This is a genomic window from Legionella stuttgartensis, assembly GCF_977063405.2.
The window spans coordinates 192,234-217,069 of record NZ_CDRUHA020000110.1 but is presented as its reverse complement, the minus strand read 5'-3'; the positions used below and the strand labels follow the sequence as shown (position 1 = coordinate 217,069).

Genomic DNA, 24,836 nt, shown 5'->3' with positions numbered 1-24,836 from the left:
GAATGATGAATAAAAAAATTATTGCTGCAGCATCGCTGGGTACGCTGCTTGAAATGTATGACTACGCCATTTATGGATTTATGGCCCCTATTTTAGCAACTATTTTTTTTCCTACTACCGATAAGCATATCGCCTTAATTGCAACATTTGCTATTTTTGCAGCAGGGTTTTTAATTCGACCATTGGCCGCCTACTGGTTAGGGAATCTCGGTGATAGTATTGGCCGGAAAAAAACATTGACGATAACTCTTTTCGTTATGACTTTTTCATCAAGCTTTATCGGTTTATTACCTACCTATAAAGTCGCTGGCATCATCGCCCCAATATTGCTCACTCTCTGCCGATTAGTACAAGGCATTTCTGTGGCAGGGGAAATGACATTGGCAAGTATTTTCATCTATGAAAATGTGAGTATGCGTCATAAAGGGTTCGCCGTTAGTTTTGTGGCTTTGGGTTCTATTTGTGGATTGTTACTTGCAATCCTTATAAGCAAAATAACCTTGTTATTTTTTTCCAAACAGGAGCTTATCTATATTTGGCGTTTTCCATTTTTAATGGGAATAATCGTTGGCCTTGTCGGTGTTTACTTACGAAGTAAGACCAGGGAATTAATAGATATTTCAAAAGTAATTGCAAACAGACAACATCATCCGTTACGCAGTGCTTGGCATTATCGAAAAAAAGCTATTGTTACTATTTTTCTTTTGGCAATTTATTGCAATGGAAGTTTTTATACACTTTTTGTTTATATGCCATCCTATTTACAACAACACGGATTAGCATTACCTATAGCGATGGATGTAATTATGGTGGCAATGATTTGTTATGGCGTTGGTCTAATAGTATCAGGATTTATCTCTGATATTTTAGGGAGAAAATTTCCTTTAGCATTAAGCTTAATCGCAACTGTATTTTTCAGTCTAGGAATAAATTATATAGTTAATGGCGGTTCTTTACTGCAGATTACTTTTGGGTGCAGTATTTTGGCGATTATTATCTCTATTTTTATTGGGAGTGTATTTACCGCGAGCCTTGAACAATTACCACTAGAAGAACGAGCAAGTGGTTTTACTTTATTTTTTAACCTAAGTAACTCTTTATTTGGTGGCACAGCACCACTGATTATTTTGCTTTTGAGTTATGTTTTTACAAATTTTGCCTTTTCGGTTTTTTTGATTGTAATGGCTTTATTAACTTTTCCTGCTCTATGGTTAATGCAAGACAAATCATGAAGCTAAGAACTTACCTTAGGATGGATAAAACTTAGATTTTGGCTGAATCTGACTGAAGACCGTTCTGTTTAGAGCCGTTATTGGCAAGCCTATGATTTGTTAATATTGTCTTAATGTTGCTCAATTACAATGTAGCACTTCTAGTACTAATCAATAAATTGGACCAGCATGCAAGAGAAAACTGAAGATCAACTACCCGAGATACCCGCAGAGATTTTAGAATATATCATGACATTTCTAGGCCGCCCAAGAGATTTAGCGACTTTAGAATTAGTCTGTAAAGATTGGAAGGCCTTTGCTTCAAGTGATGTTGTTTGGAAGCAAGCTATAGGCCAAACAAAAGAAGAATTTGCACACCCTGAGTTATACACGATTTTAACCTTACCAAATATTTCTGAATTTAGTTATAGGTCTATAATAAGGAGTTATGCGCTTATTGAAGAAGAGCTGCAACGGTTCTTTCAAAATACAGAGTATGTTAAACAAATATCATTTCCTGAAGGAGTTGGAAATAAAACGATCTCTTCAGATAGCAATCCTAGAGGTTATAAGTATAAATACGAGAATGGGATTTTTATCAGCGAAGAAGAACTCCATCGTTTTTTTGGACAGGCACGTAAGGAAAGTAACGAATATACTTGTTATACCAGGACTGAGGTTTTTGCCCGCTATAAAGAAATAAATGATGAAATACATCTATATGCATTAAAACATATTACTGAACATAAGGAATGGACCATATTTCAGAAACCTTTTATTTTCAATCGAAACCTTGTAAATAATTTTCCTTCCGTGAAGCCGGCATCGACTAATACCGAAGATAAAACAGCTCTACCTGCTCAAAAAGCAGCGGATAGTTCATTACACCGTGCTTCTGTTTTCAAGGCAGCAAGCAATCATGCCGTGAAGCACGCAGAAGATAAAAGAGCTCAACCTGCTCAAAAAACAGCGTATCATCCGTTACACCGTGCTTCTGTTTTTAAAGCAGCAAGCAATCAGGTGAATCAACCAAAAATAGAAAGAAAAGCTCAACCATTAGCAACTGGTGCAGCATATCAGCCACAACACTTTCAACCGGCGCCGAAACCTGCTCCCGCAAGAACGCCAGCCGTCAACCGCGCACCAATTTGTTTACCAAACAATAGCGGCTCATGCACAATCTCTTAATGTGAATTTCTTTTTGCCTACTTCTTCGAGACTCCTCGCGGATGTAGGCTATTTGATCCCGTAAACAAGTCTTGAATATTTCAGGAGGTAAAAGAACCTACTGGGAACTCACTGGATAATTGTGAGAGGGCTATTAGCGCCCCAAAATTCTATTGATAATAGCTGTAGCTTGCTTATCACAAAAAATAGCATCAAGTTCTGGTTCAGTAACACAACCTATATTGTGACAATATTCCTGAGAAGCTAAAGCATCGATGCATGTTTTTACACCGTTTTGAATCAATGAAATGGTCTGCGCCAATCGCTGATCGTGATCATGGTTTGTTATGCCTTTATATTGATCGACTAAATCAGTTAATCCGTTCAATACTTGTTGACGTGCGGCCTGATGTTGTGTGCGTAACTCACATAGTTCTTTTGCCAAATCATGCGTATCATTATCGCCCATCACCTCATTGGTATCTTCAATACATTCAGCAAGGTTTAATCGGATTTTATTGTTATCAGCAGGAATAACTGGATTATCGGGACCGGTATAAGAGCTATTATCTGCAAAGGCTACAGTAGTTATATTTAAAAGAATAAATGCGGTTAATGCTAATATATTCATACTATTCCCTTATTATATGATTCGGCTTACCCATATACTAAATGATAGACTGGAAAAAGCCTTTGGTTTACATGTAATAGCAAAGGGCAGGAGATAATAGAATCTCTTTGGGCTGTTGAGAAATATGAAAAAGTTCCCACCTATTAATCTATTAAACGCACATCTATAAAATCCCCATTAAAATTGATTATTTATTGTTTGATAGATGTTAATTATGATCAAAATGGATGATTATGATATAATTCGTTCCATTCTAAGCATCAATTCAGTCAGTGAAATCAGTAATGGGCGTATCCATCGTTTTCCAGCCTGATGAATAATTTAGGAACTATACAATGAAAAAAAAGAGTTTTAGTTTTTTGATTATTTCCACAATAAGTCTACTATCCTCCTTTTCCTATAGCCAAAATATAGGCAATTCTCTTATCCCTGGTTGGCCAAGCTACCTAGCTATGGGAGCTATAACGAATGGTGCCCCGCAAGAGCCGACTAATATTCGTGTCGATGCTGTATTTACATATAATGGTGCGGGTGGCGATGGTGACCCTGGAAAAATAGAAACTCCTTATAAAATTTGGAACATGATTAACATGGCTAAAAATATAAAAAGCAAGACTGGCCATGCTGTTAATCCTGTGTTAGTTGAATACGGCTGGCAATTAAGTGGTGGTTGGAATCCGGATAGCGTTACTAATTTAGAAGATCTAACAAAACATTTTTTTAATCTAATGTTTTTGTCTAAAACATTAGAGGCAAATGCTTATAGTAATACCGGAACGTACGGCACTATTTTATTAAATCCAGATATGCTGGGTTACTTAGGAAATACAAATCGTATCGAAGCAGTTAAATCCTTATACATCCCAGTAGGTCAGGCAGTTTCTAACGCTTATTGTATGATGGGTAAAAAAGTTAATTTTAATCCTACTAGTACGCCTACTTGCACTTATGGATGGGACAATAAACCGGTAACAATCAATGGTACTCCGACTGATTTATTGCTTTGGCTCAAATCTAAAACAGATAATTATACTGCTGGACAAGCGTTTGCTACTTGTATCAACGAGTATGTGATGCCTCTTTGTAGTACCGTACCCCCAAGTCATGACATCCCTGATTTCTCAGATAATTTTAATGGATGGTTACAGGCTCAAAACTGGATGACTAAACATTTTGGACCTCATGTAGCTCTCGGAGTTCATGAAAATATTTCTGCAGTGCCAGAAGGAGGGTGGTGGATTCATCGGGGGCCAACTGCTGTGAAGCCTTATGTGGATAAGGTTTTGGCTGATTTAAAGAGTTTTGAATTATTCACTAGTAAGTACAAACCTGATTTTATTTATTTTGATCGATATGGTGCCGATGATTACAGTAGTAAATTTCCAAATTTACTCATTAATCAGGCAACATTTTATAATGATGCCGCCTGGAAAAATTTCCTAACAATGACGCAACAAATTAGTGAAGGGTTGGGAAAACAAGCAGGAAAAAGCTATATACCTGCAATGTTATGGCAGATACCTGCGGCCCATATCCCTACACAGGACGAACCTTTTCTTGAAGCACATGAAGAAGGTTCTGCTCCGGTATATTTTTTCGGTGATTCAAAGTTACAACGTGATTTAAGCAATACAGCATCCTGGATTAATCTAGATATTCCTAATTTACCTAAAGGGTATAGCTTATGTGCTGGAAAAAATGCGACTCGTTGTTTGACATTAAACAATTTTAATTGGGCTCATAATAATAACGAGCAATTAAAAAAGGCAGTTGATGCACACATATTTGCAATTTTGTGGGGGGCGGGTGCTTTTGCTACAGGAGTTTGGGAAGTACCTGGAACTACTTTTCCTGATAATGGATGGATGGCAAAAAAATTGTCGACTTACTATAAAAATCCGCAACCTTTTTCCAAGAATTAATCCCATTGCCGGTAAAATAAGTAAGCTTTAGTTAAGATTTGGTAATTTTTTGTTCTTTTTGCCCAATATGTAGTGCTAAATGATGAGGGTTTGCTACACTTAAACATTATGGCAGATGTCTGATGCAGGTTGGATGCGGAGTTTATGCTGTAGTTCTGAGGGTTGTATTTTCATCTGATGTACAAAGCCTGTTCATTTTATAAAATGAACGAGATGCTCAAACTTCATCGAAAATATCAAGGTCTCATTCCTATCTCATATTTCTTATAGATAACGAATTTTCATTGTCGAGGTGAAAATGAAATTCAAATCGTTAATGTTCTCCATACATGGATGGTTTGATACGAGTCTTAAAGAGAACCATTTACAGCAAGGTACGATCCACTGGGCCCGTGTTTTCATTTTTATATTTCTGCATTTGTGTTGTTTGGCAGTGTTCTGGGTGGGATGGAGTCTTACAGCTATTGTTACAGCCCTGTTCCTTTATTTTTTTAGAATGTTTGCGATAACTGGTTTTTACCATCGTTATTTCTCACATAAAACCTTTAAAACGAATCGGTTTTGGCAATTTATTTTCGCTGTAATAGGCACTGCAGCGGTACAACGAGGACCACTTTGGTGGGCAAGTCATCATCGCCATCATCATCGATATACAGAACAATCACAAGATCCTCATTCCCCCCTTCAACATGGTCTATTGTGGAGTCACGTCGGGTGGATTTTTTATTCAGACAATTTTAAAACAGACTACAAAGCGGTACAGGATTTTGCAAAATATCCGGAATTATGTTGGTTGAATCGTTATGATAATGTGGTCCCTATTTGCGTACTGTTCATTCTCTATTTTATCGGTAGTTTTTTAGCAAATTATTATCCTCAGTTACAAACTGATGGTCTGCAGTTAGTTGTTTGGGGGCTTATTTCAACAATCGCCCTCTTCCATGCTACTTTTTCTATCAATTCCCTATGCCATGTATGGGGCACAAAAACATTTGAGACAGGAGATGAAAGTCGTAATAATTTTCTGCTGGCTTTAATTACTATGGGGGAAGGTTGGCATAACAACCATCACTATTATCCACGCTCAACAAGCCAGGGATTTCGCTGGTGGCAAATAGATATTACTTATTATTTATTATGTTTTTTAGATAAAGTTAAAATTATTCATGATCTTAATAAAGTTCCACAGGAGTTAAGGAGAGGTAATGAAGTCATAAAGGCTTTAGGCGAAAAAAATGTAAATACGGAATAGTGTTTTCAAAACATAAGGAATAAATCAATGGATTTATCTAAGTGTTAGGTTGAGAGGTTGTAATGAAGATAGCAAATCAAAGGATATTATCTAAAGACGTTTTATTCGTATCCTCATTTCTTTTTGGTTATTTGCTTTTTTGCCTTTTGTTTAACAATCAAATTCTGATTCATGGGGTGTGGAACCTGGGATGGGAAGGAAAATTAATATTTTGCCTTATTGTTTACCATATAACGATGATTGTCTTCAGTATTTATTTACATCGATGCGAAACACATCGCTCCGTTGAACTTGCACCGGCTATAAGATATTTTTCCCGTTTTTGGCTCTGGCTTGCTACCGGACTAAATCGAGCGGAATGGGTTTCAATTCATCGATTACATCATCAAAAAGCAGATCTACCTGCTGATCCACACAGTCCATTATATAAGGGAACATTTAATCTATTTTTAAGTGGATTTGAAATTTGTGCTCAATGCAGTCCATCATCGTTAATAGAAAAATATGGCACTATCTCAGATAATGATGCACTTGAGAAATTTCTTTTTACTAAATTTCAATCTTTAGGATTGGTCATCTTTTTAGCGTTATACATCGTGCTTTTTGGATTGTGGGGGATGGTCATGTGGGATTTAAATATTCTTGCAATTACTACTGTTTTATTTGGAGCATTTGCCGCCCTGACTCATAAATGGGGTTATCGAAATTTTGATACTAAGGATAATTCGCGTAATTTAATGCGTATAGGTATTTTGTTAAATGGAGAGGAATTACATAATAACCATCATAACAATCCTGCATCTGCCAAACTTTCTTTTCTAAAAAACGAATTTGATTTGGGGTGGTTTTATATCACAATGTTAATGAGATTAAATTTAGCGAAACTTCGTACTTCTCCAACTATAGAAAGAAAAGGGGTTGAATACGAGCTTCATGCTAAAAAACGCTAGGCATCTATGCCTTATTCCACCATCCGCCACCTAGTGATTGAAATAGCGCTGCAGTGTCATTGTAACGAGCAGTTTCAGCTTGAATTACTTTTAAATGGATTTTTAAATAGGATTCTTTTGCCCTTAATACAGACAAATAGTTTACTTTACCGAGTTGGTATTGCATGCGTACTATTTTAAAATGTTCGTGGGTGTTTATTTCTGCATTTGCCCGTTCACGCAACAACTCAGCATCGAATTCCAGAGCATGTAATACATCTGCTACCTGCTGAAAGGCTTCGAGTACGACTTTTTTATACCGTGCCAATTCATAATCATATGCGGCAATGGCAAGTTTGCGTTTTGCACGTAATGCTCCACCTTTAAGAAGTGTTTGTGCTATTTGCCCGCCATAGTTCCATACATTATTTGCAGGATTGAACAAAGTACTCAGTGCAGTGGAATACCATGCATACGTAGCACCTATATTTAATTTAGGAAAGAGATTCGCAGTGGCAACACCTATTTCAGCACTTGTTTTATGCAATAATGATTCAGAGGATTTTATATCCGGTCTTTGTTTGACCAGAAGCGAAGGAAGGGTAACTGGCAGATCGATAGGTAATTGCATATTTTGCAGTGTAAAGTCAAAAAGTTCTGTTTCACTTGGTAATGACCCGGTAAGCACTGCAAGAGCATTATGTTTTTTAGCCAAATCATTTTTGAGGATAGGGAGTTGCGCTTGAGTTTCCTTAAGTCGATTTTCACTGTTAAGTAGGTCTACTCTGGAGGTATGTCCTAGAATGTAGTTGTTATGTTCTAATTCCACCAGTTTTTTTTGACATGCTATAAGCTTTTTTGTTGCTGAAATCTGTTCTTGCAACGATGCAATCGTGATGCCGGTTGTTACTATATTTGCGGTTAAAGTTAAATAAGTGGCCTCCAATTCAAAGCGCTCATAATCAATTGCTGCTTTTAGAGCTTCTAACTGCCGGCGATTACCGCCAAATAAGTCGAGATTATATCTTACACTAACCGAGGCATTGTAGAGATCAAATGTATTTACTGAGGAAAATGGAAGCGTTGTTCCTGGGGTAGGTGTAAGATTAATTCCTGTGGCAAGTAAGCTATTTCTTTCACGACTTCCTAAAAATTGGGTATCCACAGTAGGGAATAAATTTGGCCCTGCTTCAGCAAGCAAATTGGCTTGTGCTTTGCGCAAATTGGCTTTGCTCATTGCGATTGATGGGTTATTTTGTAATCCTTTTTCAATGAATGAATTTAATTCTTTTGAATGAAATAGTTCCCACCATGATCTGGATATATTTTTTTTAAAGTTGAATTGTTGTGGTTGGCCCGCCCGACTATGAGCACCGACTGTTTTAGTGTTCGCAGGCCCATTATTATATTGGGTCGTTTTGGGAGCATCTGGTGCATGAAAGTTAGGTCCAACCTTACAGCTTGTAAGGATTATTGTGCATAAAAATAAATAAATTTTTTGCATTTGGTCTTCTTATATAAATGATTAACATCATTAATTAGCGAAATGACTCGCTGTTAATGATTATAAAATCAAGTTGATACTAACCGGCTGTCCGGGATGTAAGTAATTAAATGCTGTTTTGACTGGTTTTGCCTCGACTCGATAAACAAATTTTGTTCTGGAACTTTCACTAAATATGTAAGGGGGGGTATATTCGGTTTTTGAAGAAATATAGCTCACGGTTGCAAGGAACGTGTCCTTACATCCATCACAGCTGATGGTGACTTGATTTTTTAATTTTAATTTTGATAATAAAGGCTCAGGAACATAAAAAATAACTTTTAGATTTTCAGGGCTAACAATTGATAATACAGGACGACCTGATAATACTAATTCCCCAACAGTAAAATAGGTATCGTAAACGTAGCCTGAAATTGAAGAGTATTTCTTTTTGTTTGATTCACTCCATTTTGCTTGTGTTAATTCTGCCATTGACGATTCGACTAATGCCTGTTGGGAGATTAATGATGCTTGAGCATTAAGATAATTGTTTTTAACTTCTTCAAGTTGTTCCAGGCTGACCCCGCCCGATTTTATTAGTTTTTGATAACGAGCCAATAATGTACTTTGATAATCAAGGTCGGCTTGTTTTACTTTGACTTGTGCCAAAGCCTGGGTAAGATTGGCCTTAGCTTTCTTGAGCTGAGATAGTTGCGGCTGTACATCTAGGGTGAACAGCAGTTCCCCTTTATTAATAGTAGTTCCTTTTGGGGCATCAAGGCTGATAAGATTTCCTGAAAAACGGCTTGAGATATAGGTATAATCCGCATCAACATATCCCTGTAATGAATTGTTCTTTTCCTTACAGCCCACCATCAGGGTGCAAATCATGATGAGAAACAACCACCTTGGAATGAATTCTTGCATATTATTTTGATCTTAAATGAATTTATCGATTCAATGGGCTGAAATAAAAAAACTTACCACCAAACAGTAACATCTGACAATATATATCCAAAGAAAATGAAATTCGTATTAGAAATGAAACACTCATTGGCGACCTGTTGTTTGTGAAAAAGGAACTGAATTAGGATAAGAGGTTAAATCGTAACGATCAATAGATTGTCAGTCCGGCTCATATTAAGATACGATACGACATTATAGATTAAGATTCATATCAAAATATTAAAGGTGCATTGATCATTCATCGTAGTCCACGCTCCGCGACTTGTTCGCGGAATCCAGAAATGGAGGATAAAGCTGAAATGTTTGATTACTAATCAGAGCATGCAGGAAAATGCTGAGGGTTCCTTAAGAAATTTGAATATAACTTAATGTTTTCAAATGAAATATACTCAACTTTCTACGTACGTAGGGTGGAAAAATTTCGTGTGGATCTCTCAGGGAAAAGTCGCGAGACGTAGCCGGTGAAGATGGATTGTCAACACACCTTATCTTTTTGGATATTTCTGAAAAAAATTCAGAAATTTGTTTGAGAAAAATTAGTAGTTCTAGTTCTCATTCAAGGATGATAAATGATTAAAAATGAATTTCTTCGTATTTGGTCGGTTGCAAAGAAAGAAATTATTCAAATTAGACGTGATATTTTGATTTTCTCATGGCTAATAATCATTCCAGTTATTCAAATATTATTGTTTGGTGCGATTATTAACACTAATCCCCGCCATCTTCCAACTGTTGTAATTACCGCTGAGGATACCTCTTTTACCCGTGCTTTGTTACAGGGTCTAAAAAACACGAATTATTTTTCAATTGAAACAATAACTGAAGATGAAAAAAAAGCAGAGCGACTTTTACTTAGTGGAAAAGTTCTATTTGTTATTAATATTCCACCTAATTTTACCCGAGACTTAATACGGGGAAAGCACCCACATGTATTAATTGAGGCTGATGCATCTGACCCTGTAGCCGTTTCAAATGCATTTCGAGCCGCATCTGAATTACCCGCGAAAGTATTTGAACATGAATTACAAGGTTCACTCAGTTATTTAGCTTCTAGGGAGGCCCCCTTTATTTTTGATATTCAGCCTAAATATAACCCTGAGAATATTTCTCAATACAATACGATACCGGGATTAATTGCATTATTAATCTTTTCAACGTTGACTGTTTTAACTGCTGTTTCTATAAATTCAGAGTTCGAGCGGGGGACATTCGAGACCTTATTAATAACACCTTTAACACCAGCCAATATTATTTTTGGCAAGGTTATACCCTATTTTATTTTAGGCTATTTGCTTTTATTTATATTGTTAGCAATCGCCTACTTTATTTTCTCTATTCCTTTTCATGGCAGTTTGACTCTTTTTTTATTACTTTTAGCGCCTTATTCTATCTCTAGCCTAGGCACAGGACTCGCTATCTCAGCAGTTACTCGAACACAATTTGCTGCTGTAGGATTAACCAACGCGTATGGTCTTGTCGCAATTATGGTTTCTGGTTTTTTATTTCCATTCACGGGCGTACCTCATTGGGCGCAATCGATAAGCCAAACGATCCCGTTGACGCATTTTTTAAGAATTACTCGAAATAGTATGTTAAAAGGGGCTGGGTTTGATATTTTATGGCCTGATACTTGGCCTATAATTTTGTTTTCAGTCGTTATTATTTTTTTTGGAATCTTACTTTTTAGAAGAACGTTAGATTAATAACTTATTATGGTAATAGGATACTGCTTATGAGAGAACAGATAATTTATGAAAAAGAACGTTGAACCATATGAGGATCTTATTTTACAACATCCTTTGTTCTGTCTTCTGAATCGTTTAAATGCGCATCAGTTAATTGGATATGCAAAACCTGAATCTGCTGAAGCAGAACAACTACTTGTTATTGAAGGGGAGCCAATTGATTGTATTTTTCTTATTGTTTCAGGAAGAGCTGACGTAACCAGAGCAGTTCATTCATTAGGAAAAAAACAGACTATGCGTATTTCTGAATTAAAAAGAGGGGATATTATTGGTTTATCATCAGAAGGATTTGTGTCCCATACAGGACTTTGTACAGCCACAGTAAAAGCGCTTACCTCCATGGAGTTACTAAAAATTAGCCTTTATGATTTCCTAAGTTTTTTGGAACAGCCACAAATAAAGTATCCCAATTTAAAAAAGTTAAGTGAAGAGTTTCTTTTAATTCAGTTTATTCGTGCCCATCATCTTTTTAGCGATTTTTCTCATGAGAAAATACAGACCATGGTGAAAACAGCAAAAAATATTAAGGTTATGGCAGGTTCCTATTTGTATAAAGAAGGAGATATTACGGATGCTTGTTATTACTTACTCAAAGGAGAGGTCGTTCTTCTGAGTAAAAATAGTAGTTCTACTGTAATTAAAATAAATCAAATGTTTGGGGATTCGGGCTTTATGACGGATACCAAAAGAAAGGAAGATGCTTTTGCTAAAATTGATAGCGAATTGTTAGTTATAGAAGTAGAGCTTGTTAAAAAATTCATAACCGTTCGTCGTCCCTCTTTATTGCAAAAAATTCTTTTGAAAATTATGGGAAGAAAATAGGACCCTATATGCATTCACCAGACAGGGAATGCAACTTTAACCGTTTCATAATGAATAATTGAGTAGATTCGCACAAATTTTTAATAGGTATTTTATGGATAAAAGCAATTATATTATTGACGTGAGCAATTTAACTAAAAAATTCGATAAATATCAGGCGGTCAAAAACCTAAATCTTAAAGTTGAATATGGTGATATATATGGATTTCTTGGACCAAATGGGGCAGGAAAAACTACCTCTTTAAGAATGTTATGTGGCTTAATTACTCCCGATTCAGGTACTGGTCAATGTGTTGGATTTGATATCGTAACCGAATCTCGCCAGATCAAGGCTCTTGTTGGTTATATGTCGCAGAATTTTGGTCTTTACAAGGATCTTACTGTTTATGAAAATATGATTTTTTTCTCTGAAGTTTATGGGGTTGTTGATAGAAAAAATCAAATTGAAAAATATTTGCATAAATTTGATTTGGAGCAATATAAAAATCAGATCGCAGGAACTTTGTCTGGTGGGTGGAAACAACGTTTATCATTAGCTGTTTCTTTATTGCATGATCCCTTATTGTTATTATTGGATGAACCAACCGCTAATATTGATCCTAAAGCAAGACGAGAATTTTGGGACTTGATGCATCAATTATCAAGAGAGGGAATTACCATATTATTGAGCTCACACAATTTAGATGAAGTAGATAAATGTAATAAAATTGCATACATGTGTTATGGACGAACCCTTATGTCAGGAACGATTGAAGAAATTTTAAACTCTGTAAATTTGACGACCTGGGAGATCAAAGGTACAAATATTGCGATGCTTTCCCATCAATTAGAGTCTACTGATGGCGTTGATCAAGTTTTACGATTCCATAATACACTCCATGTAAGTAGCAAAAATCAGGAGGAATTATCCAGAGCAATAAAGCCTTATATTGAAAATGAGTTTTTTTATGGAAGCAAAATTGAATCGACTTTGGAGGATGTATTTGTTTGGCTCTCGACGTTCGGTGAGCAGAGATTATAAATGATAAAAATAGAATTCTGTCGCGTTCTAGCAGTTGCTAAAAAGGAATTTATCCAGATCAAACGAAACATTTCCACTTTTTTGTTTTTATTTTTAATTCCCATAATGCAAATCTTGTTATTTGGTTTTATGATTAACACGAATCCCAAATATTTGCCAACAACGGTTATATCCTCTGAAAATAATTCGTTTACTCGCACATTGTTAGAGGGGTTTAAACACACAGAATACTTTTCCTTAAATTCTTTTGCCCACACTGAGAAAGAAGCAGAAAATTTGTTACTTAGTGGAAAAGGACTGTTTGTTATTAATATTCCTCCCAATTTTTCAAGAGATTTATTAAGGGGAGAAAAGCCCCATGTACTTATCGAAGCGGATGCTTCTGACCCCGTTGCAATTTCAAATGCCTTTCGAGCCGCCGCAGCTCTTCCAGCTCAATTGTTTGAACGTGATCTGTCTGGTCCTTTTGATTATCTTTCTTCCCGGCAAACACCTTTTGAATTTGATATCCATGCCAAGTTTAATCCTGAAGGTTTTTCACAATATAATATTGTCCCTGGATTAATTTCTGTATTGATGTTTACAACTCTCACGCTTCTAACTGCGATGTCAATTACAGCTGAATATGAGGTTGGTACGTTTGAAACACTATTAATCACACCACTTAGCGCTGCAAATATTATTTTAGGTAAGGTTATTCCGCATTTTATAGTGGGTTATCTAATCTTATTTATGCTCTTGATCATTTCTTTTTTTGTTTTCTCAGTGCCTTTTTATGGAAGTTTTTTACTTTATCTATTGATTATGGCACCTTACTCAATTGGAAGTTTAGCAATGGGATTAGCTATTTCTGCATTTGCCAAGACTCAATTTCAAGCTGTTGCTTCAACAAATGCTTATATCTTAGTTGCAGTAATGATTTCTGGATTTTTGTTCCCATTCAGTGGGATGCCGTTTTGGGCTCAAGGTATCGGTGAATTACTCCCCTTAACCCACTTTTTAAGAATTACGCGTAATATTATGCTGAAGGGTGCCGATTTAAGCATTCTATGGCCTGATATTTGGCCCATACTGTTATTCATGGTTCTCATTGTATTTTCAGCGATTTTGCTTTTTAGAAAAACTTTGGATTAAAGATATTAGCTGGATCAAGGAAGTTTGTTTTAAAAACAGATTTTTTTGTCAAAAAAATCCCCGTATAAACGGGGATATTGGAATTTGTTCAGGGATTAAATATTAATCCGCTTTTTTAACAGCTAACTTTTCTTTGATGCGAGCTGCGCGGCCAGCCAAATTACGTAGATAATAAAGCTTAGCACGACGTACATCCCCACGTCTTTTTACAGTGATGCTGTCAACAATTGGACTGTAAGTTTGGAATACACGCTCAACACCAACACCGTGTGAAATCTTACGAACAGTGAATGCAGAGTTTAAACCACGATTACGTTTTGCTATGACAATACCTTCAAAAGCTTGTAAACGCTCACGGTTACCTTCAATTACTTTCACCTGAACCAAAACAGTATCACCAGGATTGAAGTCTGGGATTTCCTTGCCTTGCATTTGCTCAGCATTCAGTTGGTCAATAATATTAGTCATGGACTACTCCTCAAATTGGTTCATCCTTTAGGAATCACCGTGTTCATACTTAAACTCAGCAAGCAATTGCTTGTCTGTTTCACTTAACTGTATTTTTTCAAGTAAATCTGGGCGTTTAAGCCAGGTTTTACCTAGAGATTGCTTTCGCCGCCACAGTTCTATATCTCTATGATGACCACCTAATAAAACAGGCGGCACCTCTAATCCTTCAATGGTTGCTGGTCGAGTATAATGAGGGCAATCCAGTAAACCATTCATAAATGAATCTTGTTCTGCTGAACCAAGATGCCCTAGGCTCCCCGGTATTAAGCGAATAATCGCATCGATGAATACCGTAGCGGCCAGCTCACCACCACTTAAAACAAAATCTCCAAGAGACCATTCTTCATCTACATAATTTTGAAGAATACGCTCATCAATTCCTTCATATCGCCCGGCAATAAAGAGCAGGGGTTGTTTGTCATTTGCCACGTGATTCAAGTCATTTTGTCGAATTACCTTGCCCTGAGGACTCAGATAAATCGTTTTACAGTGACTAGGCATTTGACTGCGTGCCTGCATAATTGCCCCTTTCAATGGCTCATACATCATCACCATTCCCGGGCCGCCCCCATAAGGCTTGTCATCAACTTGCCTGTAGGGCCTGGAAGACCAATCTCTTGGATTCCAGTAATCGAGTTTAACTAGTCCTTGCTCAATGGCTCTGCCCGTAACGCCATAATTCAAGGCATTAAGTATTTCGGGTATTAAGCTGATTACTCCGAGATGAAGCACCGCTTAAAAATCCATATCCCAATCAACAGTAATTAACTGCTGGGTGGAATCAACATCTAATATAAATTTTCCAGGTAAGTAAGGTATTAAGTGTCTTTTATTACCTTCTACAACTAGCACGTCATTTGCACCTGTAGGAATTATTTCAATGACCTTCCCAAAAGATTCTCCTTGTTGGTTGATCACCTTCATGCCTATAAGTTGATGCCAGTAATATTCACCAGGTTCCAGTTTTTCCAGTTGTTCCTGTTGAACTGCAATTTCTATATTAGTGAGCTGAGCGACAAGCTCACGCTCAGGATAACCTTCAATTTGGACTATGATGGATTTATTTTGTACTTCAGCACGCAACAATTTGATTGGTTGCCATTTATTGTTAATAAAGGCATGCCAATTTGCATACTTTAGAACATTATCACGAGGTTCTGTAAAGGAATGAACCGTAACAAAACCTTTAACACCATGAGGCCGGCCCAAACGGGCAATTATTATCCAGTTTTCCTGATTATTCACGTTATTAAGCAGCTTCGCCTTTCTTATTAAATTCTTTTATCAAAGCGCTGACGCGATCAGATAATTGTGCCCCTACTTTTTGCCATTGGCTCAATTTCTCTGTATCGATATGCAGACGTACTTCTTGTCCACGAGCTACAGGGTTAAAATAACCAATACGCTCAATATAACTGCCATCGCGGCGTTTGCGGCTGTCAGTAACGACCATATGATAAAACGGACGCTTTTTGGCGCCACCTCTTGATAAACGTATAACGACCATTATTTTCCTCTACTTTAGAGTGGTTACGTAAAAATGCCGTGTATTGTACGAAAATTAATTCAGCATGTGAAGTAATTCTTGTGAATTATTTAAAATCATCGGGTAATATGCCTTTTAATCCTGCCATACCACCGATTCCACGCATCATTTTTTGCATTCCACCAGGTTTTGTAAATTTCTTCATCATTTTTTGCATTTGTTCAAATTGTTTTAATAATTTGTTCACATCTTGTATTTGTGTTCCTGAACCTAATGCAATACGTTTCTTGCGTGAACCCACGATAAGTTTGGGAATACGACGTTCTTTGGGAGTCATGGAATTGATAATAGCAATGGTTTGTGCCATCGCTTTATCACTGACCTGTTTCATTGCCTGTTGAGGCATCATTTGACTGACGCCAGGCAATTTACTCATCATGCCAGCAATACCACCCATATTATTCATTTGCAGTAGTTGCTGTTTAAAGTCTTCAAGATCAAAGCTCTTGCCTTTTTTCAACTTTTTGGCTAGTTTTTCACTCGCTTGTTTGTCTGCTTTCCGCTCGACTTCTTCAATAAGAGTAAGAATATCCCCCATGCCAAGAATTCTGGAGGCAATTCGCTCGGGATGGAATGGCTCCAATGCTTCTACTTTTTCACCGCTACCAATAAATTTGATAGGTTGTCCCGTAATTTGTTTTACAGATAGAGCCGCACCGCCACGAGCATCACCATCTGTTTTAGTGAGAATGACGCCTGTTAATGGTAAGGCTTCATGAAAGGCTTTTGCTGTATTTGCAGCATCTTGGCCGGTCATGCTGTCTACAACAAACAGAGTTTCAATGGGGTTTATTTCTTGATGTAAGGCTTTAATTTCAGCCATCATATCGGCATCAATGTGCAAACGACCCGCAGTATCAATCAGCAACACATCCATATATTGTTTTTTCGCGGCATCAAGTGCTTTTTTGGCAATACTAAGTGGTTGTTCGTTTGCTTCTGCTGGGAAGAAGGTGACATCTATTTGTTCGGCTAATACTTTAAGCTGTTGTATTGCAGCAGGTCGATAAACGTCGACACTGGCTACCATCACTTTTTTGTTTTCAGATTCTTTTAAATAGCGGGCTAGTTTTGCAGTACTGGTAGTTTTTCCTGAACCTTGTAATCCTGCCATTAAAAATACTGCAGGGGGTTGGGTTTTAAAGTTAAGTTCAGCACGCTCATCACCCATGATATGGATTAATTCATCATGAACGATTTTAACAAAAGCTTGATCGGGATTTAACTCAGTTAAGACTGTCTGTCCTAAAGCTTTTTGTTTTACTTCTTCGATAAATTCTTTAATAACAGGTAAGGCAACGTCTGCTTCAAGCAGTGACATCCTGACCTCACGCAGAGCGTGTTGTACATTGTCTTCAGTTAATCGACTCTGCCCTCGTAGACTTTTAAAGGAGCGGGTCAACCGTTCGGTTAAGGTTTCAAACATGTTCTATTACCCGAAAAAAATAGGAACTATAGCACAGAGAAGCTATGATATGAAACTGTCCAGCTCATGATCTAATTTGATGTAAGCCCGGAGTACTGTTTCTACTTAAAATCTCAAGAATTAAGTCAATAGTTATTATTACAATGAAATCTAAAAGCATGCTCGCTACGAATTACCTGTTTTTTTCAGTCCATTTGCTGTTCAGTGAAGATTTGTTTGTTCGTATTGAAGAGGGAAGTTCGCATCGTGTTCACTTCTCTGGCTTGGGCTAATGATTTTGTGCATAAAGACAGGAAAAAAGGCAGAGATTTTCTTATAAAATCATGCTATTTTACAGTGCGAGCTAAAAATCTATGGGCTAGTAAATAAAATCAAGGAACATTTTGTTTAATTATTGCCCGATTATTAAGGGTTCCTTAAGCTAATTTTTTATATAATTAGGCTTCTGCACGCCCAAAACTGCACTGAAGGAATGCGATGATCGAGAAAAAACATTCACTGACAATTTTCAGTCTGACTATGATAACAGTTGGTTCTGTGGACAGTATACGAAATTTACCTGCTACGGCCTTATTTGGTAGTCAATTAATTTTTTATTTTGTTTTAGGTGCTTTATTTTTTCTAATCCCAACTGCCTTGGTTTCAGCAGAACTGGCCTCAGGATGGGCAAAGCAAGGTGGGATTTACATTTGGGTAAAACAGGCTTTTGGTAAAAAAATGGGTTTTTTAGCCATTTGGCTGCAATGGATAGAAAATGTAATTTGGTACCCAACAATTCTATCGTTCGTCGCAGGTACTATTGGTTATTTAATTAATCCTGCATTGACGAGTAACCCTTATTTTCTTTGGGCAGTAATCGTTAGTTCATTTTGGGGGGCTACGATATTGAATTTGCGTGGAATGAAATCGTCAGCCGCATTCAGTAATCTTTGTTCTCTTGCAGGTTTGTTATTACCCATGTCCTTAATTATCGGTCTTGGGGCTTTTTGGGTTACACAGGGTAATCCATTGCAAATCCAATTTGACATTCCAAGTATCGTACCTCATTTATCTGATAAATCCATGTGGGTTTCTTTAACTGCAATCATCATGTCTTTTTGCGGTATTGAAATCGCGACCGTTCATGCGAATGATGTAGAAAATCCACAGAATGCTTTCCCAAAAGTATTAATTTATTCAGTAGGAATTATCTTAAGCACCTTAATTCTGGGGTCTTTAGCTATTGCAATTGTTTTGCCTGGCAAAGACATCAATTTAGTAGCAGGAATTATGCAAGCATTTGAAGCATTCTTTTCCAGTTACCACATGTATTGGATGATGCCTGTGGTTGCTGTAATGTTGGTTTTAGGAGGGCTTGGTGGTGTAAGTAACTGGATAATTGCCCCCACAAAAGGATTATTGGTTGCAGCAGAAGATGGCAATTTACCCGATTATTTCCAACGTACTAATGCAAAAGGTGCCCCAATTGTTATGCTGTTCACCCAGGCAAGTATTGTCACTATTTTGTCAGCTTTATTCTTATTTATGCCGAGCGTGAATGGATCTTATTGGTTGTTAACCGCTTTAGCTGCTCAATTATATATGCTGATGTATTTTATTATGTTTGCAGCAGCCATTAAATTGCGAATTGAAGAGCCTCATCATCCTCGCGCCTTTGCGATTCCTGGTGGCCTAATAGGCATGTTATTTGTGGCTGGAATAGGTATTGTTGGTGTATGTGCTACGTTGGCCGTGAGTTTTATTCCCCCAGAAGGAATTAATGTAGGTGGCATGGCACGCTATGAGTTAACTTTAATTGGTGGTTTAATTCTCATGTGTTTACCCCCATTTGTAAGTTCTTGGAGAGGAAAAACACCAATATTGGATGCAGCTGTTCCAGATTAGTCTTATGTTCCTGAGCCTCTGTAAAAAGGATATGTAGCACCATGAACATACCAACAGAATCTAATGAGTTGCTGAGTCAGTTAATGGCAAGGTTACCTGAATTGGAATGGAAAATTGGCGAGCTCGGTTCATTTTTTTCAATTAAACGCTTGCCCAAAGGGGTATTTCGTTTAGACACAGAGGCAAATGGTGCTGCATGTATCGCAGAAATTAAAGCGGATATACATGCATTATCCAAACAACAAAATAAGCGTAGTGCTTTATATCTGGCAGAGCGAATTAGGCAAAAAATTAATATTTTAGTTGTCTTATGTCAAATGCATCAGGGCAAAAAAAAATCAGAAGAAAAAGTTTCCTTCGGCATAAAGATGTTGGGTACCAGACAACAATGGATAAACGATCTTGAGTTCGAAATTAATACCCTTGAAGAACAACAACACGCAATGACAAAGGCTTTGGAGCATCTCAGACATAGCCAAAATTCCAGTGCAATTTTGCATTTAAAAGCAGAGCTAGGTGAGTTAGAGCGTCGACTGACTTTAGCGAAAGAAACATTAAATCGAGCTGTTTCTTAATCAATAATCTTTTTCTGAGCCGAGTAATGCGGTAAATTTAGAGTCTGTTTACATTTCGGCAGTTTGGTCAAAAATGTAAATAGGCCTTAGAGTGCCTTTTTGGGCATTCATTACTAAAATAATGACTCAAACGTAACATTAACTTGTTGTTTTATGAATAACAAAGAAAATGATATGCGTGAATGGGTGATTACTAAAAGGAGCTTTTTTAAATGTCAGATAAATATTCTCAGATTACCAAAGATATTAGTACTCAATTAGCTAAAATGCGTAAGGAAATGCCGGAAGTAATGTCTGGATTCTCTGCTCTTGCGCAAGCGGCAACTAAAGACGGTGTGCTCGATAAAAAAACTAAAGAATTAATTGCTATGGCTCTGGCTGTTGCGAAGCAATGTGATGGTTGCATTGGATTTCATGCGCAAGCTTTGATTAAATTACAAACCACACGAGAAGAATTTTTAGAAACTTTAGGTATGGCAGTTTACATGGGTGGTGGCCCATCTTTAATGTATGCTGCAGAAGCTTTGGAAGCTTTTGAAGAGTTTAGTAAATAAGTAGATGTATTCTAATTAATGCGTGTACGTTCACGCAAAATCGAATTGTAGCCGGGGCGCAAGCATGCAACCCAGTAATCTGAAACTCGGGTTCCGCTGCACGCTACCCAGGCTACGCTCAGATACTCCTATCCCTTAAGCAGTTAAGGTTTTTCTGCTGAAGGTTGTCCTAATGCTGCCGAAACATGGAGCATTTCATTTTTTGCTGCTGTATTTTGTTTACATGGATAGTGTTTACTCGCACCTAACCAAGCTATTTGTGATACGGTCATTGAATCTTTATCGCTTTGCTGACTTGAGATTTCTTTATATGTTTGCTGAATCAACTCACAAAGTGTAAATGCATTTAGCTGTACCCCGGGTGGTAAACAATATACAGGATTTCCTTGATTTTTTGCGACTTCATTGGCCTGAATCATTGTTTCTGCAATACTTTCACAAGTTATGGTTAAAACATGGCGCGCAGAGCGAGCCCATGCTTGGGCTTGGGGGTCTGCTTTAACTTCCATCTGTGGAATATTATCCGCGATACTCATGTAATTTTTTATGGTGTCTGCATGAATACAATGACACAGAAATAGGAAACTGATTAATACAATACGCATAATTATATCCATCCAATCAAATGCCATGAGGCTTAATTAAACCCAGTTTAAAAGCAATTAATAAAAATATAAATAAACCTACTGAAATACTTATTCTTATCGTTAATGCTTTAACGGTGCGTTTAGAGTTCCCTGAATCACGAATGAGGAAGAAAAGACCACTTGCCAAAGATCCGGCAATGATAATCATGACGCAGATGATGATAATTTTAGTGATCATTTGTTATACTCCCGAAATTGCCGTCGAATTATGACTAACATTTAAACAATTAATTAATGATGCCTAGTTTAACCTGTTTTAAATTTCGTTTCACCCCAAGTTGGCCGATGTCAATTCTGGCGATCCTATTTTTTTCGTTATTTGTTCGCCTTGGCTTCTGGCAAATCCATCGTGCAGATGAAAAAACCAAAATGATTGTTGCACAAAAAACACAAGAGAGGCAAAAACCAGTTCCTTGGTCAGTAAAGAAAGAACTGCCGGTCCAATATGAACGTATCACGGTAAAAGGTCACTATCTATCACAAGTACTTTTATTGGATAATCAGCATCACAATCATCAATTTGGTTATGATGTCTTGTCTCCCTTGCAGTTGGCCGATGGTTCTATCATTGTGATTGATCGAGGATGGGTTCCTGGTGAACTGACGCGGCGAGTTCTTCCAAACATTCAGATTCCCAAAGGAATACTAGAATTACAGGGCGCAGTCTATTTTCCCAGCAAGAATCAATGGGTTTTAGGGCCTGCTCTAGAAGAAAGAGGGAATAAAACGATCATTTTGGAGCGTGTGGATCATCAACTGATCAGCCAAGTTTTGCAAAAATCAGTCGCTCCGTTTATTATTCGCCTCGACAAGCAAGACTCAAATGGATTTGTACGTGAATGGGAAACGGTATCCATGCCTCCGCAGCGGCATTTAGCTTATGCTTTGCAGTGGTTTGCTATGGCATTGGTAATACTAATTATATTTGTAGCATTAAATCTGAAGAAAAAAAATGAAAAAACAAGCCAGTAAATATTATATTTTAGTGTTGTTGGTTGTAATATTCGTCACTCCGGGCGTAGCGGCTTATTTATTTTACCAGCATCCTTCTTGGTTGGGGGCTACTCGGGTTAATAAAGGAACATTACTGAATCCACCAATCATGGTGAATGCCTTAGAAGGAAAATCCAAATGGCGTATTGTCTTTTGGAGTCCAGAGGCTTGTGACCAAGTCTGTATGAAGCAGCTGGATCTACTCGCCCGAATTCGTCTGGCATTAGGACGTAAATTATATCAAGTGGATCAGTGGCTTCTTCTCAGTGATAAAGCACCTTCTTTATCACCAGAACAACAAACCTATTTAAAGGAAATAGATTTTAAAGTGGCAAAATTATCTGCAGCTGAGGTTGTTACTAAAGATGCTTTATTGTCTGAAACAAACGTATTTATAGCTGATCCAGGTAATTATTTAATTCTCAGTTATACATCGCAGGTCAATCCTAATGATGTATACAAAGATTTGAAGTTGTTGCTCAATACAACAGAAAAGAGTGATTAATCTAATGCAGAATAAATTATTACGGTATGCAGTATCACTTGCTGTGCTTTTGTCTTTATTAGTGGTTATGCTTGGTGCATATACGCGTTTGACTGATGCAGGCTTAGGTTGCCCGGATTGGCCCGGTTGTTATGGTCAGATGGTTCTTCCTAGCGCTAAGGAAAAATTGCAGGCAGCACAAACCCAATACCCGCAAATTCCCATCGAATCGAGAAAGGCATGGACGGAGATGGTTCATCGTTATGCTGCAGGGTCTTTAGCTTTGTTAATTTTTTTTATAGGTTTTTATGTAGTACGCAAGCGCGTTCAGGGTAATAATTTGCCATGGCATTTGCCTGCTGCACTAATTATCTTAGTTTTCTTTCAAGCGGCTTTGGGGATGTGGACAGTAACCTTGAAACTGTTGCCAGTAGTGGTTATGGGACACCTCTTAGGAGGTATGCTGATCGTTGCATGCTTAAGTCGTTTTCGATTGCAAATCAGTGCAATAAAGGGACAGGATTTATCGCAATGGCGTCCTTGGTTACGACTCGGGGTGCTTATTGTGTTTCTGCAAATCGCATTAGGCGGTTGGGTAAGTTCAAATTATGCAGGGATCTCATGCATTGGGTTCCCGATGTGTAATGGTGTATGGTTACCTGAGTTACATTTCGCACAAGGATTTAATTTATTTTCACCTGTAGGGGCTAATTATCAAGGTGGTTTACTCGATCATGACGTAAGAGTAACGATTCAATTTATTCACCGATTAGGTGCGATAATTACTGCAGCTTATATTCTTGTGCTCTCCTTATTGATTCTATTAAGAAGCAGCTTTAGTTATCTTAAAACCGCAGCTTTAGTATTGTCTTTATTAGTATTAGTTCAATTTACTTTAGGTATCTTGAATGTAATTTATTTACTGCCAATTAGTGTTGCTGTAGCTCATAATGGGGTTGCTGCTCTATTATTGGCAACATTATTTAGTACGCTGCATTTTACACGTAAGGGGCAAAATGATGCACGCTGAGCATGTAGTTCAATCCTCGTCTGCTACTTGGCGTGATTATCTCGAGTTATGCAAACCTCGAGTTGTACTACTTATGTTATTGACGGTAGTTGTCGGAATGTATTTAGCCACTCCTGGCTGGGTTAGTATGCCGCTGTTGGTTTTTTCCTTGCTTGGTATTGGACTGTGTGCGGGAAGTGCGGCTGCAATTAATCATTTGGTAGATAAACGAATCGATGCCATTATGGCGAGAACCAAAAAAAGACCTGTTGCTAGTGGCCAAGTTTCAGTAGGGCAAGCGTTATGGTTTGCTTTAATCATGGGAACTCTTGGACTTACGATTTTGGTGATTTTTGTAAATCCACTCACCGCATGTCTTACGTTCATTACCCTGATTGGCTATGCTGGTATTTATACAGGTTATTTAAAAAGAGCCACCTCCCAAAATATAGTCATTGGTGGATTGGCTGGAGCTGCACCTCCGCTGTTGGGCTGGACTTCTGTTACAAATCAATTGGATCCTCAAGCTTTATTGTTGGTATTAATAATCTTTATTTGGACTCCTCCTCATTTTTGGGCTTTGGCTATTTATCGTTATGAAGAATATCAACATGCTCAAATTCCCATGTTACCTGTGACCCATGGTATTGCGTTTACTAAATTGAGTGTTTATTTATATACCATTTTATTGTTAGTAGTCAGTGTATTGCCATTTGTTGTGGGGATGAGTGGTTTATTTTATTTAATAGGTGCTTTAGTACTTGGTGCGCGATTCTTATTTTGGTCGCATAAATTATATCGTACCGAGAAGCCCGTAGTTGCAATGCAAACATTCAGATTTTCAATAGTATATTTGATGTTATTGTTTGTTTTTTTATTGATCGATCATTATCTATAAGGAATAGGTATGAAATATGTCCCATGA

The 24,836-nt window shown here is 37.4% G+C and carries 26 protein-coding genes; 16 read left to right on the top strand and 10 right to left on the bottom strand.

Annotated elements, in window-relative coordinates; all coding sequences use genetic code 11:
* Positions 1-5: 5 nt before the first annotated feature.
* On the top strand, positions 6-1,232 hold the full coding sequence (locus tag ACWTEW_RS37085; protein ID WP_454783073.1) for an MFS transporter: 1,227 nt from the start codon (positions 6-8) through the stop codon (positions 1,230-1,232).
* A gap of 168 nt (positions 1,233-1,400) precedes the next feature.
* Positions 1,401-2,399, top strand: a complete 999-nt coding sequence (locus tag ACWTEW_RS37080; RefSeq protein WP_454782998.1) for an F-box protein — start codon at positions 1,401-1,403, stop codon at positions 2,397-2,399.
* 133 nt (positions 2,400-2,532) lie between these two features.
* Here the strand turns inward: ACWTEW_RS37080 and ACWTEW_RS37075 are convergent, their stop codons facing one another.
* The gene (locus tag ACWTEW_RS37075; RefSeq protein WP_454782997.1) at positions 2,533-3,009 is read right to left on the bottom strand and encodes a hypothetical protein; all 477 of its coding nucleotides are present in this window, start codon (positions 3,007-3,009) and stop codon (positions 2,533-2,535) included.
* Positions 3,010-3,344: 335 nt separating this feature from the next.
* Here ACWTEW_RS37075 and ACWTEW_RS37070 point away from each other — a divergent pair, with 335 nt between their 5' ends.
* The 3 genes from ACWTEW_RS37070 (at position 3,345) to ACWTEW_RS37060 (ending at position 7,133) form a co-directional block, all read left to right on the top strand.
* Positions 3,345-4,931 (top strand): hypothetical protein, encoded by a 1,587-nt coding sequence (locus tag ACWTEW_RS37070; protein WP_454782996.1) that lies wholly within the window; start codon positions 3,345-3,347, stop codon positions 4,929-4,931.
* 298 nt (positions 4,932-5,229) lie between these two features.
* A complete protein-coding gene (locus ACWTEW_RS37065; protein WP_454782995.1) occupies positions 5,230-6,183 on the top strand; it encodes an acyl-CoA desaturase in 954 nt (317 codons plus the stop codon).
* 62 nt (positions 6,184-6,245) lie between these two features.
* A complete protein-coding gene (locus ACWTEW_RS37060) occupies positions 6,246-7,133 on the top strand; it encodes an acyl-CoA desaturase (protein ID WP_454782994.1) in 888 nt (295 codons plus the stop codon).
* Between the two features lie 4 nt (positions 7,134-7,137).
* Here ACWTEW_RS37060 and ACWTEW_RS37055 read toward each other — a convergent pair whose 3' ends face one another.
* Together ACWTEW_RS37055 and ACWTEW_RS37050 are read right to left on the bottom strand one after the other, a co-directional pair.
* The gene (locus tag ACWTEW_RS37055; RefSeq protein WP_454782993.1) at positions 7,138-8,616 is read right to left on the bottom strand and encodes an efflux transporter outer membrane subunit; all 1,479 of its coding nucleotides are present in this window, start codon (positions 8,614-8,616) and stop codon (positions 7,138-7,140) included.
* 60 nt (positions 8,617-8,676) lie between these two features.
* A complete protein-coding gene (locus ACWTEW_RS37050; RefSeq protein ID WP_454782992.1) occupies positions 8,677-9,522 on the bottom strand; it encodes an HlyD family secretion protein in 846 nt (281 codons plus the stop codon).
* Between the two features lie 608 nt (positions 9,523-10,130).
* On the opposite strand from ACWTEW_RS37050, the gene ACWTEW_RS37045 reads away from it, so the two are divergent.
* The 4 genes from ACWTEW_RS37045 to ACWTEW_RS37030 all read left to right on the top strand — a co-directional run bounded on the left by ACWTEW_RS37045 (position 10,131) and on the right by ACWTEW_RS37030 (position 14,283).
* Positions 10,131-11,264 (top strand): ABC transporter permease, encoded by a 1,134-nt coding sequence (locus ACWTEW_RS37045; protein WP_454782991.1) that lies wholly within the window; start codon positions 10,131-10,133, stop codon positions 11,262-11,264.
* 48 nt (positions 11,265-11,312) lie between these two features.
* Positions 11,313-12,128: a cyclic nucleotide-binding domain-containing protein gene (locus ACWTEW_RS37040; RefSeq protein WP_454782990.1), complete on the top strand. Its 816-nt coding sequence runs from the start codon at positions 11,313-11,315 to the stop codon at positions 12,126-12,128.
* 94 nt (positions 12,129-12,222) lie between these two features.
* Positions 12,223-13,149, top strand: a complete 927-nt coding sequence (locus ACWTEW_RS37035) for an ABC transporter ATP-binding protein (protein ID WP_454782989.1) — start codon at positions 12,223-12,225, stop codon at positions 13,147-13,149.
* The gene (locus ACWTEW_RS37030) at positions 13,150-14,283 is read left to right on the top strand and encodes an ABC transporter permease (RefSeq protein WP_454782988.1); all 1,134 of its coding nucleotides are present in this window, start codon (positions 13,150-13,152) and stop codon (positions 14,281-14,283) included.
* A gap of 102 nt (positions 14,284-14,385) precedes the next feature.
* On the opposite strand, the gene rplS is transcribed toward ACWTEW_RS37030, so the two are convergent.
* The 5 genes from rplS to ffh form a co-directional block, all read right to left on the bottom strand.
* Positions 14,386-14,751 carry a 50S ribosomal protein L19 gene (gene rplS / locus ACWTEW_RS37025; RefSeq protein ID WP_454782987.1) on the bottom strand — a complete coding sequence of 122 codons (366 nt, stop codon included), beginning with the start codon at positions 14,749-14,751 and terminating at the stop codon, positions 14,386-14,388.
* A gap of 27 nt (positions 14,752-14,778) precedes the next feature.
* The gene (gene trmD / locus ACWTEW_RS37020) at positions 14,779-15,525 is read right to left on the bottom strand and encodes a tRNA (guanosine(37)-N1)-methyltransferase TrmD (protein WP_454782986.1); all 747 of its coding nucleotides are present in this window, start codon (positions 15,523-15,525) and stop codon (positions 14,779-14,781) included.
* A 3-nt stretch (positions 15,526-15,528) separates the two neighbouring features.
* Positions 15,529-16,038, bottom strand: coding sequence for a ribosome maturation factor RimM (gene rimM, locus ACWTEW_RS37015; protein ID WP_454782985.1), 510 nt, complete (start codon positions 16,036-16,038; stop codon positions 15,529-15,531).
* 4 nt (positions 16,039-16,042) lie between these two features.
* Entirely contained in the window at positions 16,043-16,300 is a 258-nt protein-coding gene (gene rpsP, locus ACWTEW_RS37010) for a 30S ribosomal protein S16 (RefSeq protein WP_454782984.1), read from the bottom strand.
* Positions 16,301-16,385: 85 nt separating this feature from the next.
* The gene (gene ffh / locus ACWTEW_RS37005; RefSeq protein ID WP_454782983.1) at positions 16,386-17,765 is read right to left on the bottom strand and encodes a signal recognition particle protein; all 1,380 of its coding nucleotides are present in this window, start codon (positions 17,763-17,765) and stop codon (positions 16,386-16,388) included.
* Between the two features lie 477 nt (positions 17,766-18,242).
* On the opposite strand from ffh, the gene ACWTEW_RS37000 reads away from it, so the two are divergent.
* From ACWTEW_RS37000 to ACWTEW_RS36990, 3 genes are all read left to right on the top strand, one after another.
* Entirely contained in the window at positions 18,243-19,649 is a 1,407-nt protein-coding gene (locus ACWTEW_RS37000; protein ID WP_454782982.1) for an APC family permease, read from the top strand.
* A gap of 41 nt (positions 19,650-19,690) precedes the next feature.
* The gene (locus ACWTEW_RS36995) at positions 19,691-20,224 is read left to right on the top strand and encodes a hypothetical protein (protein ID WP_454782981.1); all 534 of its coding nucleotides are present in this window, start codon (positions 19,691-19,693) and stop codon (positions 20,222-20,224) included.
* 212 nt (positions 20,225-20,436) lie between these two features.
* Positions 20,437-20,778: a carboxymuconolactone decarboxylase family protein gene (locus tag ACWTEW_RS36990; protein WP_454782980.1), complete on the top strand. Its 342-nt coding sequence runs from the start codon at positions 20,437-20,439 to the stop codon at positions 20,776-20,778.
* Positions 20,779-20,921: 143 nt separating this feature from the next.
* On the opposite strand, the gene ACWTEW_RS36985 is transcribed toward ACWTEW_RS36990, so the two are convergent.
* Both ACWTEW_RS36985 and ACWTEW_RS36980 read right to left on the bottom strand, forming a co-directional pair.
* A complete protein-coding gene (locus ACWTEW_RS36985; protein ID WP_454782979.1) occupies positions 20,922-21,383 on the bottom strand; it encodes a phosphatase in 462 nt (153 codons plus the stop codon).
* 16 nt (positions 21,384-21,399) lie between these two features.
* Positions 21,400-21,603, bottom strand: coding sequence for a twin transmembrane helix small protein (locus ACWTEW_RS36980; protein ID WP_454782978.1), 204 nt, complete (start codon positions 21,601-21,603; stop codon positions 21,400-21,402).
* A gap of 59 nt (positions 21,604-21,662) precedes the next feature.
* Here ACWTEW_RS36980 and ACWTEW_RS36975 point away from each other — a divergent pair, with 59 nt between their 5' ends.
* From ACWTEW_RS36975 to cyoE, 4 genes are read left to right on the top strand one after another with little or no spacing between them, the layout of a single operon-like run.
* Positions 21,663-22,397: an SURF1 family protein gene (locus ACWTEW_RS36975; protein ID WP_454783072.1), complete on the top strand. Its 735-nt coding sequence runs from the start codon at positions 21,663-21,665 to the stop codon at positions 22,395-22,397.
* On the top strand, positions 22,378-22,923 hold the full coding sequence (locus ACWTEW_RS36970; RefSeq protein ID WP_454782977.1) for a hypothetical protein: 546 nt from the start codon (positions 22,378-22,380) through the stop codon (positions 22,921-22,923). The genes ACWTEW_RS36975 and ACWTEW_RS36970 overlap by 20 nt, the downstream gene beginning before the upstream one ends.
* Positions 22,924-22,927: 4 nt before the next feature.
* Complete coding sequence (locus tag ACWTEW_RS36965) at positions 22,928-23,932, top strand: COX15/CtaA family protein (RefSeq protein WP_454782976.1); 1,005 nt, start codon at positions 22,928-22,930, stop codon at positions 23,930-23,932.
* Positions 23,922-24,809, top strand: coding sequence for a heme o synthase (gene cyoE / locus ACWTEW_RS36960; protein WP_454783071.1), 888 nt, complete (start codon positions 23,922-23,924; stop codon positions 24,807-24,809). The genes ACWTEW_RS36965 and cyoE overlap by 11 nt, the downstream gene beginning before the upstream one ends.
* Positions 24,810-24,836 lie beyond the last annotated feature (27 nt).

Coding starts and splice junctions, on each gene's coding strand:
- ACWTEW_RS36980 (WP_454782978.1), bottom strand. CDS start 21,603: ATGATCACTAAAATTATCATCATCTGCGTCATGATTATCATTGCCGGA.
- rpsP (WP_454782984.1), bottom strand. CDS start 16,300: ATGGTCGTTATACGTTTATCAAGAGGTGGCGCCAAAAAGCGTCCGTTT.
- ACWTEW_RS36965 (WP_454782976.1), top strand. CDS start 22,928: ATGCAGAATAAATTATTACGGTATGCAGTATCACTTGCTGTGCTTTTG.
- rplS (WP_454782987.1), bottom strand. CDS start 14,751: ATGACTAATATTATTGACCAACTGAATGCTGAGCAAATGCAAGGCAAG.
- ACWTEW_RS36990 (WP_454782980.1), top strand. CDS start 20,437: ATGTCAGATAAATATTCTCAGATTACCAAAGATATTAGTACTCAATTA.
- ACWTEW_RS36995 (WP_454782981.1), top strand. CDS start 19,691: ATGAACATACCAACAGAATCTAATGAGTTGCTGAGTCAGTTAATGGCA.
- ACWTEW_RS37065 (WP_454782995.1), top strand. CDS start 5,230: ATGAAATTCAAATCGTTAATGTTCTCCATACATGGATGGTTTGATACG.
- ACWTEW_RS37040 (WP_454782990.1), top strand. CDS start 11,313: ATGAAAAAGAACGTTGAACCATATGAGGATCTTATTTTACAACATCCT.
- ACWTEW_RS37060 (WP_454782994.1), top strand. CDS start 6,246: ATGAAGATAGCAAATCAAAGGATATTATCTAAAGACGTTTTATTCGTA.
- ACWTEW_RS37035 (WP_454782989.1), top strand. CDS start 12,223: ATGGATAAAAGCAATTATATTATTGACGTGAGCAATTTAACTAAAAAA.
- ACWTEW_RS37055 (WP_454782993.1), bottom strand. CDS start 8,616: ATGCAAAAAATTTATTTATTTTTATGCACAATAATCCTTACAAGCTGT.
- ACWTEW_RS37070 (WP_454782996.1), top strand. CDS start 3,345: ATGAAAAAAAAGAGTTTTAGTTTTTTGATTATTTCCACAATAAGTCTA.
- ACWTEW_RS37050 (WP_454782992.1), bottom strand. CDS start 9,522: ATGCAAGAATTCATTCCAAGGTGGTTGTTTCTCATCATGATTTGCACC.
- ACWTEW_RS37085 (WP_454783073.1), top strand. CDS start 6: ATGAATAAAAAAATTATTGCTGCAGCATCGCTGGGTACGCTGCTTGAA.
- ACWTEW_RS37075 (WP_454782997.1), bottom strand. CDS start 3,009: ATGAATATATTAGCATTAACCGCATTTATTCTTTTAAATATAACTACT.
- ACWTEW_RS36985 (WP_454782979.1), bottom strand. CDS start 21,383: ATGCGTATTGTATTAATCAGTTTCCTATTTCTGTGTCATTGTATTCAT.
- ACWTEW_RS36975 (WP_454783072.1), top strand. CDS start 21,663: ATGCCTAGTTTAACCTGTTTTAAATTTCGTTTCACCCCAAGTTGGCCG.
- ACWTEW_RS37045 (WP_454782991.1), top strand. CDS start 10,131: ATGATTAAAAATGAATTTCTTCGTATTTGGTCGGTTGCAAAGAAAGAA.
- ACWTEW_RS37000 (WP_454782982.1), top strand. CDS start 18,243: ATGATCGAGAAAAAACATTCACTGACAATTTTCAGTCTGACTATGATA.
- ACWTEW_RS37080 (WP_454782998.1), top strand. CDS start 1,401: ATGCAAGAGAAAACTGAAGATCAACTACCCGAGATACCCGCAGAGATT.
- ACWTEW_RS36970 (WP_454782977.1), top strand. CDS start 22,378: ATGAAAAAACAAGCCAGTAAATATTATATTTTAGTGTTGTTGGTTGTA.
- ACWTEW_RS37030 (WP_454782988.1), top strand. CDS start 13,150: ATGATAAAAATAGAATTCTGTCGCGTTCTAGCAGTTGCTAAAAAGGAA.
- cyoE (WP_454783071.1), top strand. CDS start 23,922: ATGCACGCTGAGCATGTAGTTCAATCCTCGTCTGCTACTTGGCGTGAT.
- ffh (WP_454782983.1), bottom strand. CDS start 17,765: ATGTTTGAAACCTTAACCGAACGGTTGACCCGCTCCTTTAAAAGTCTA.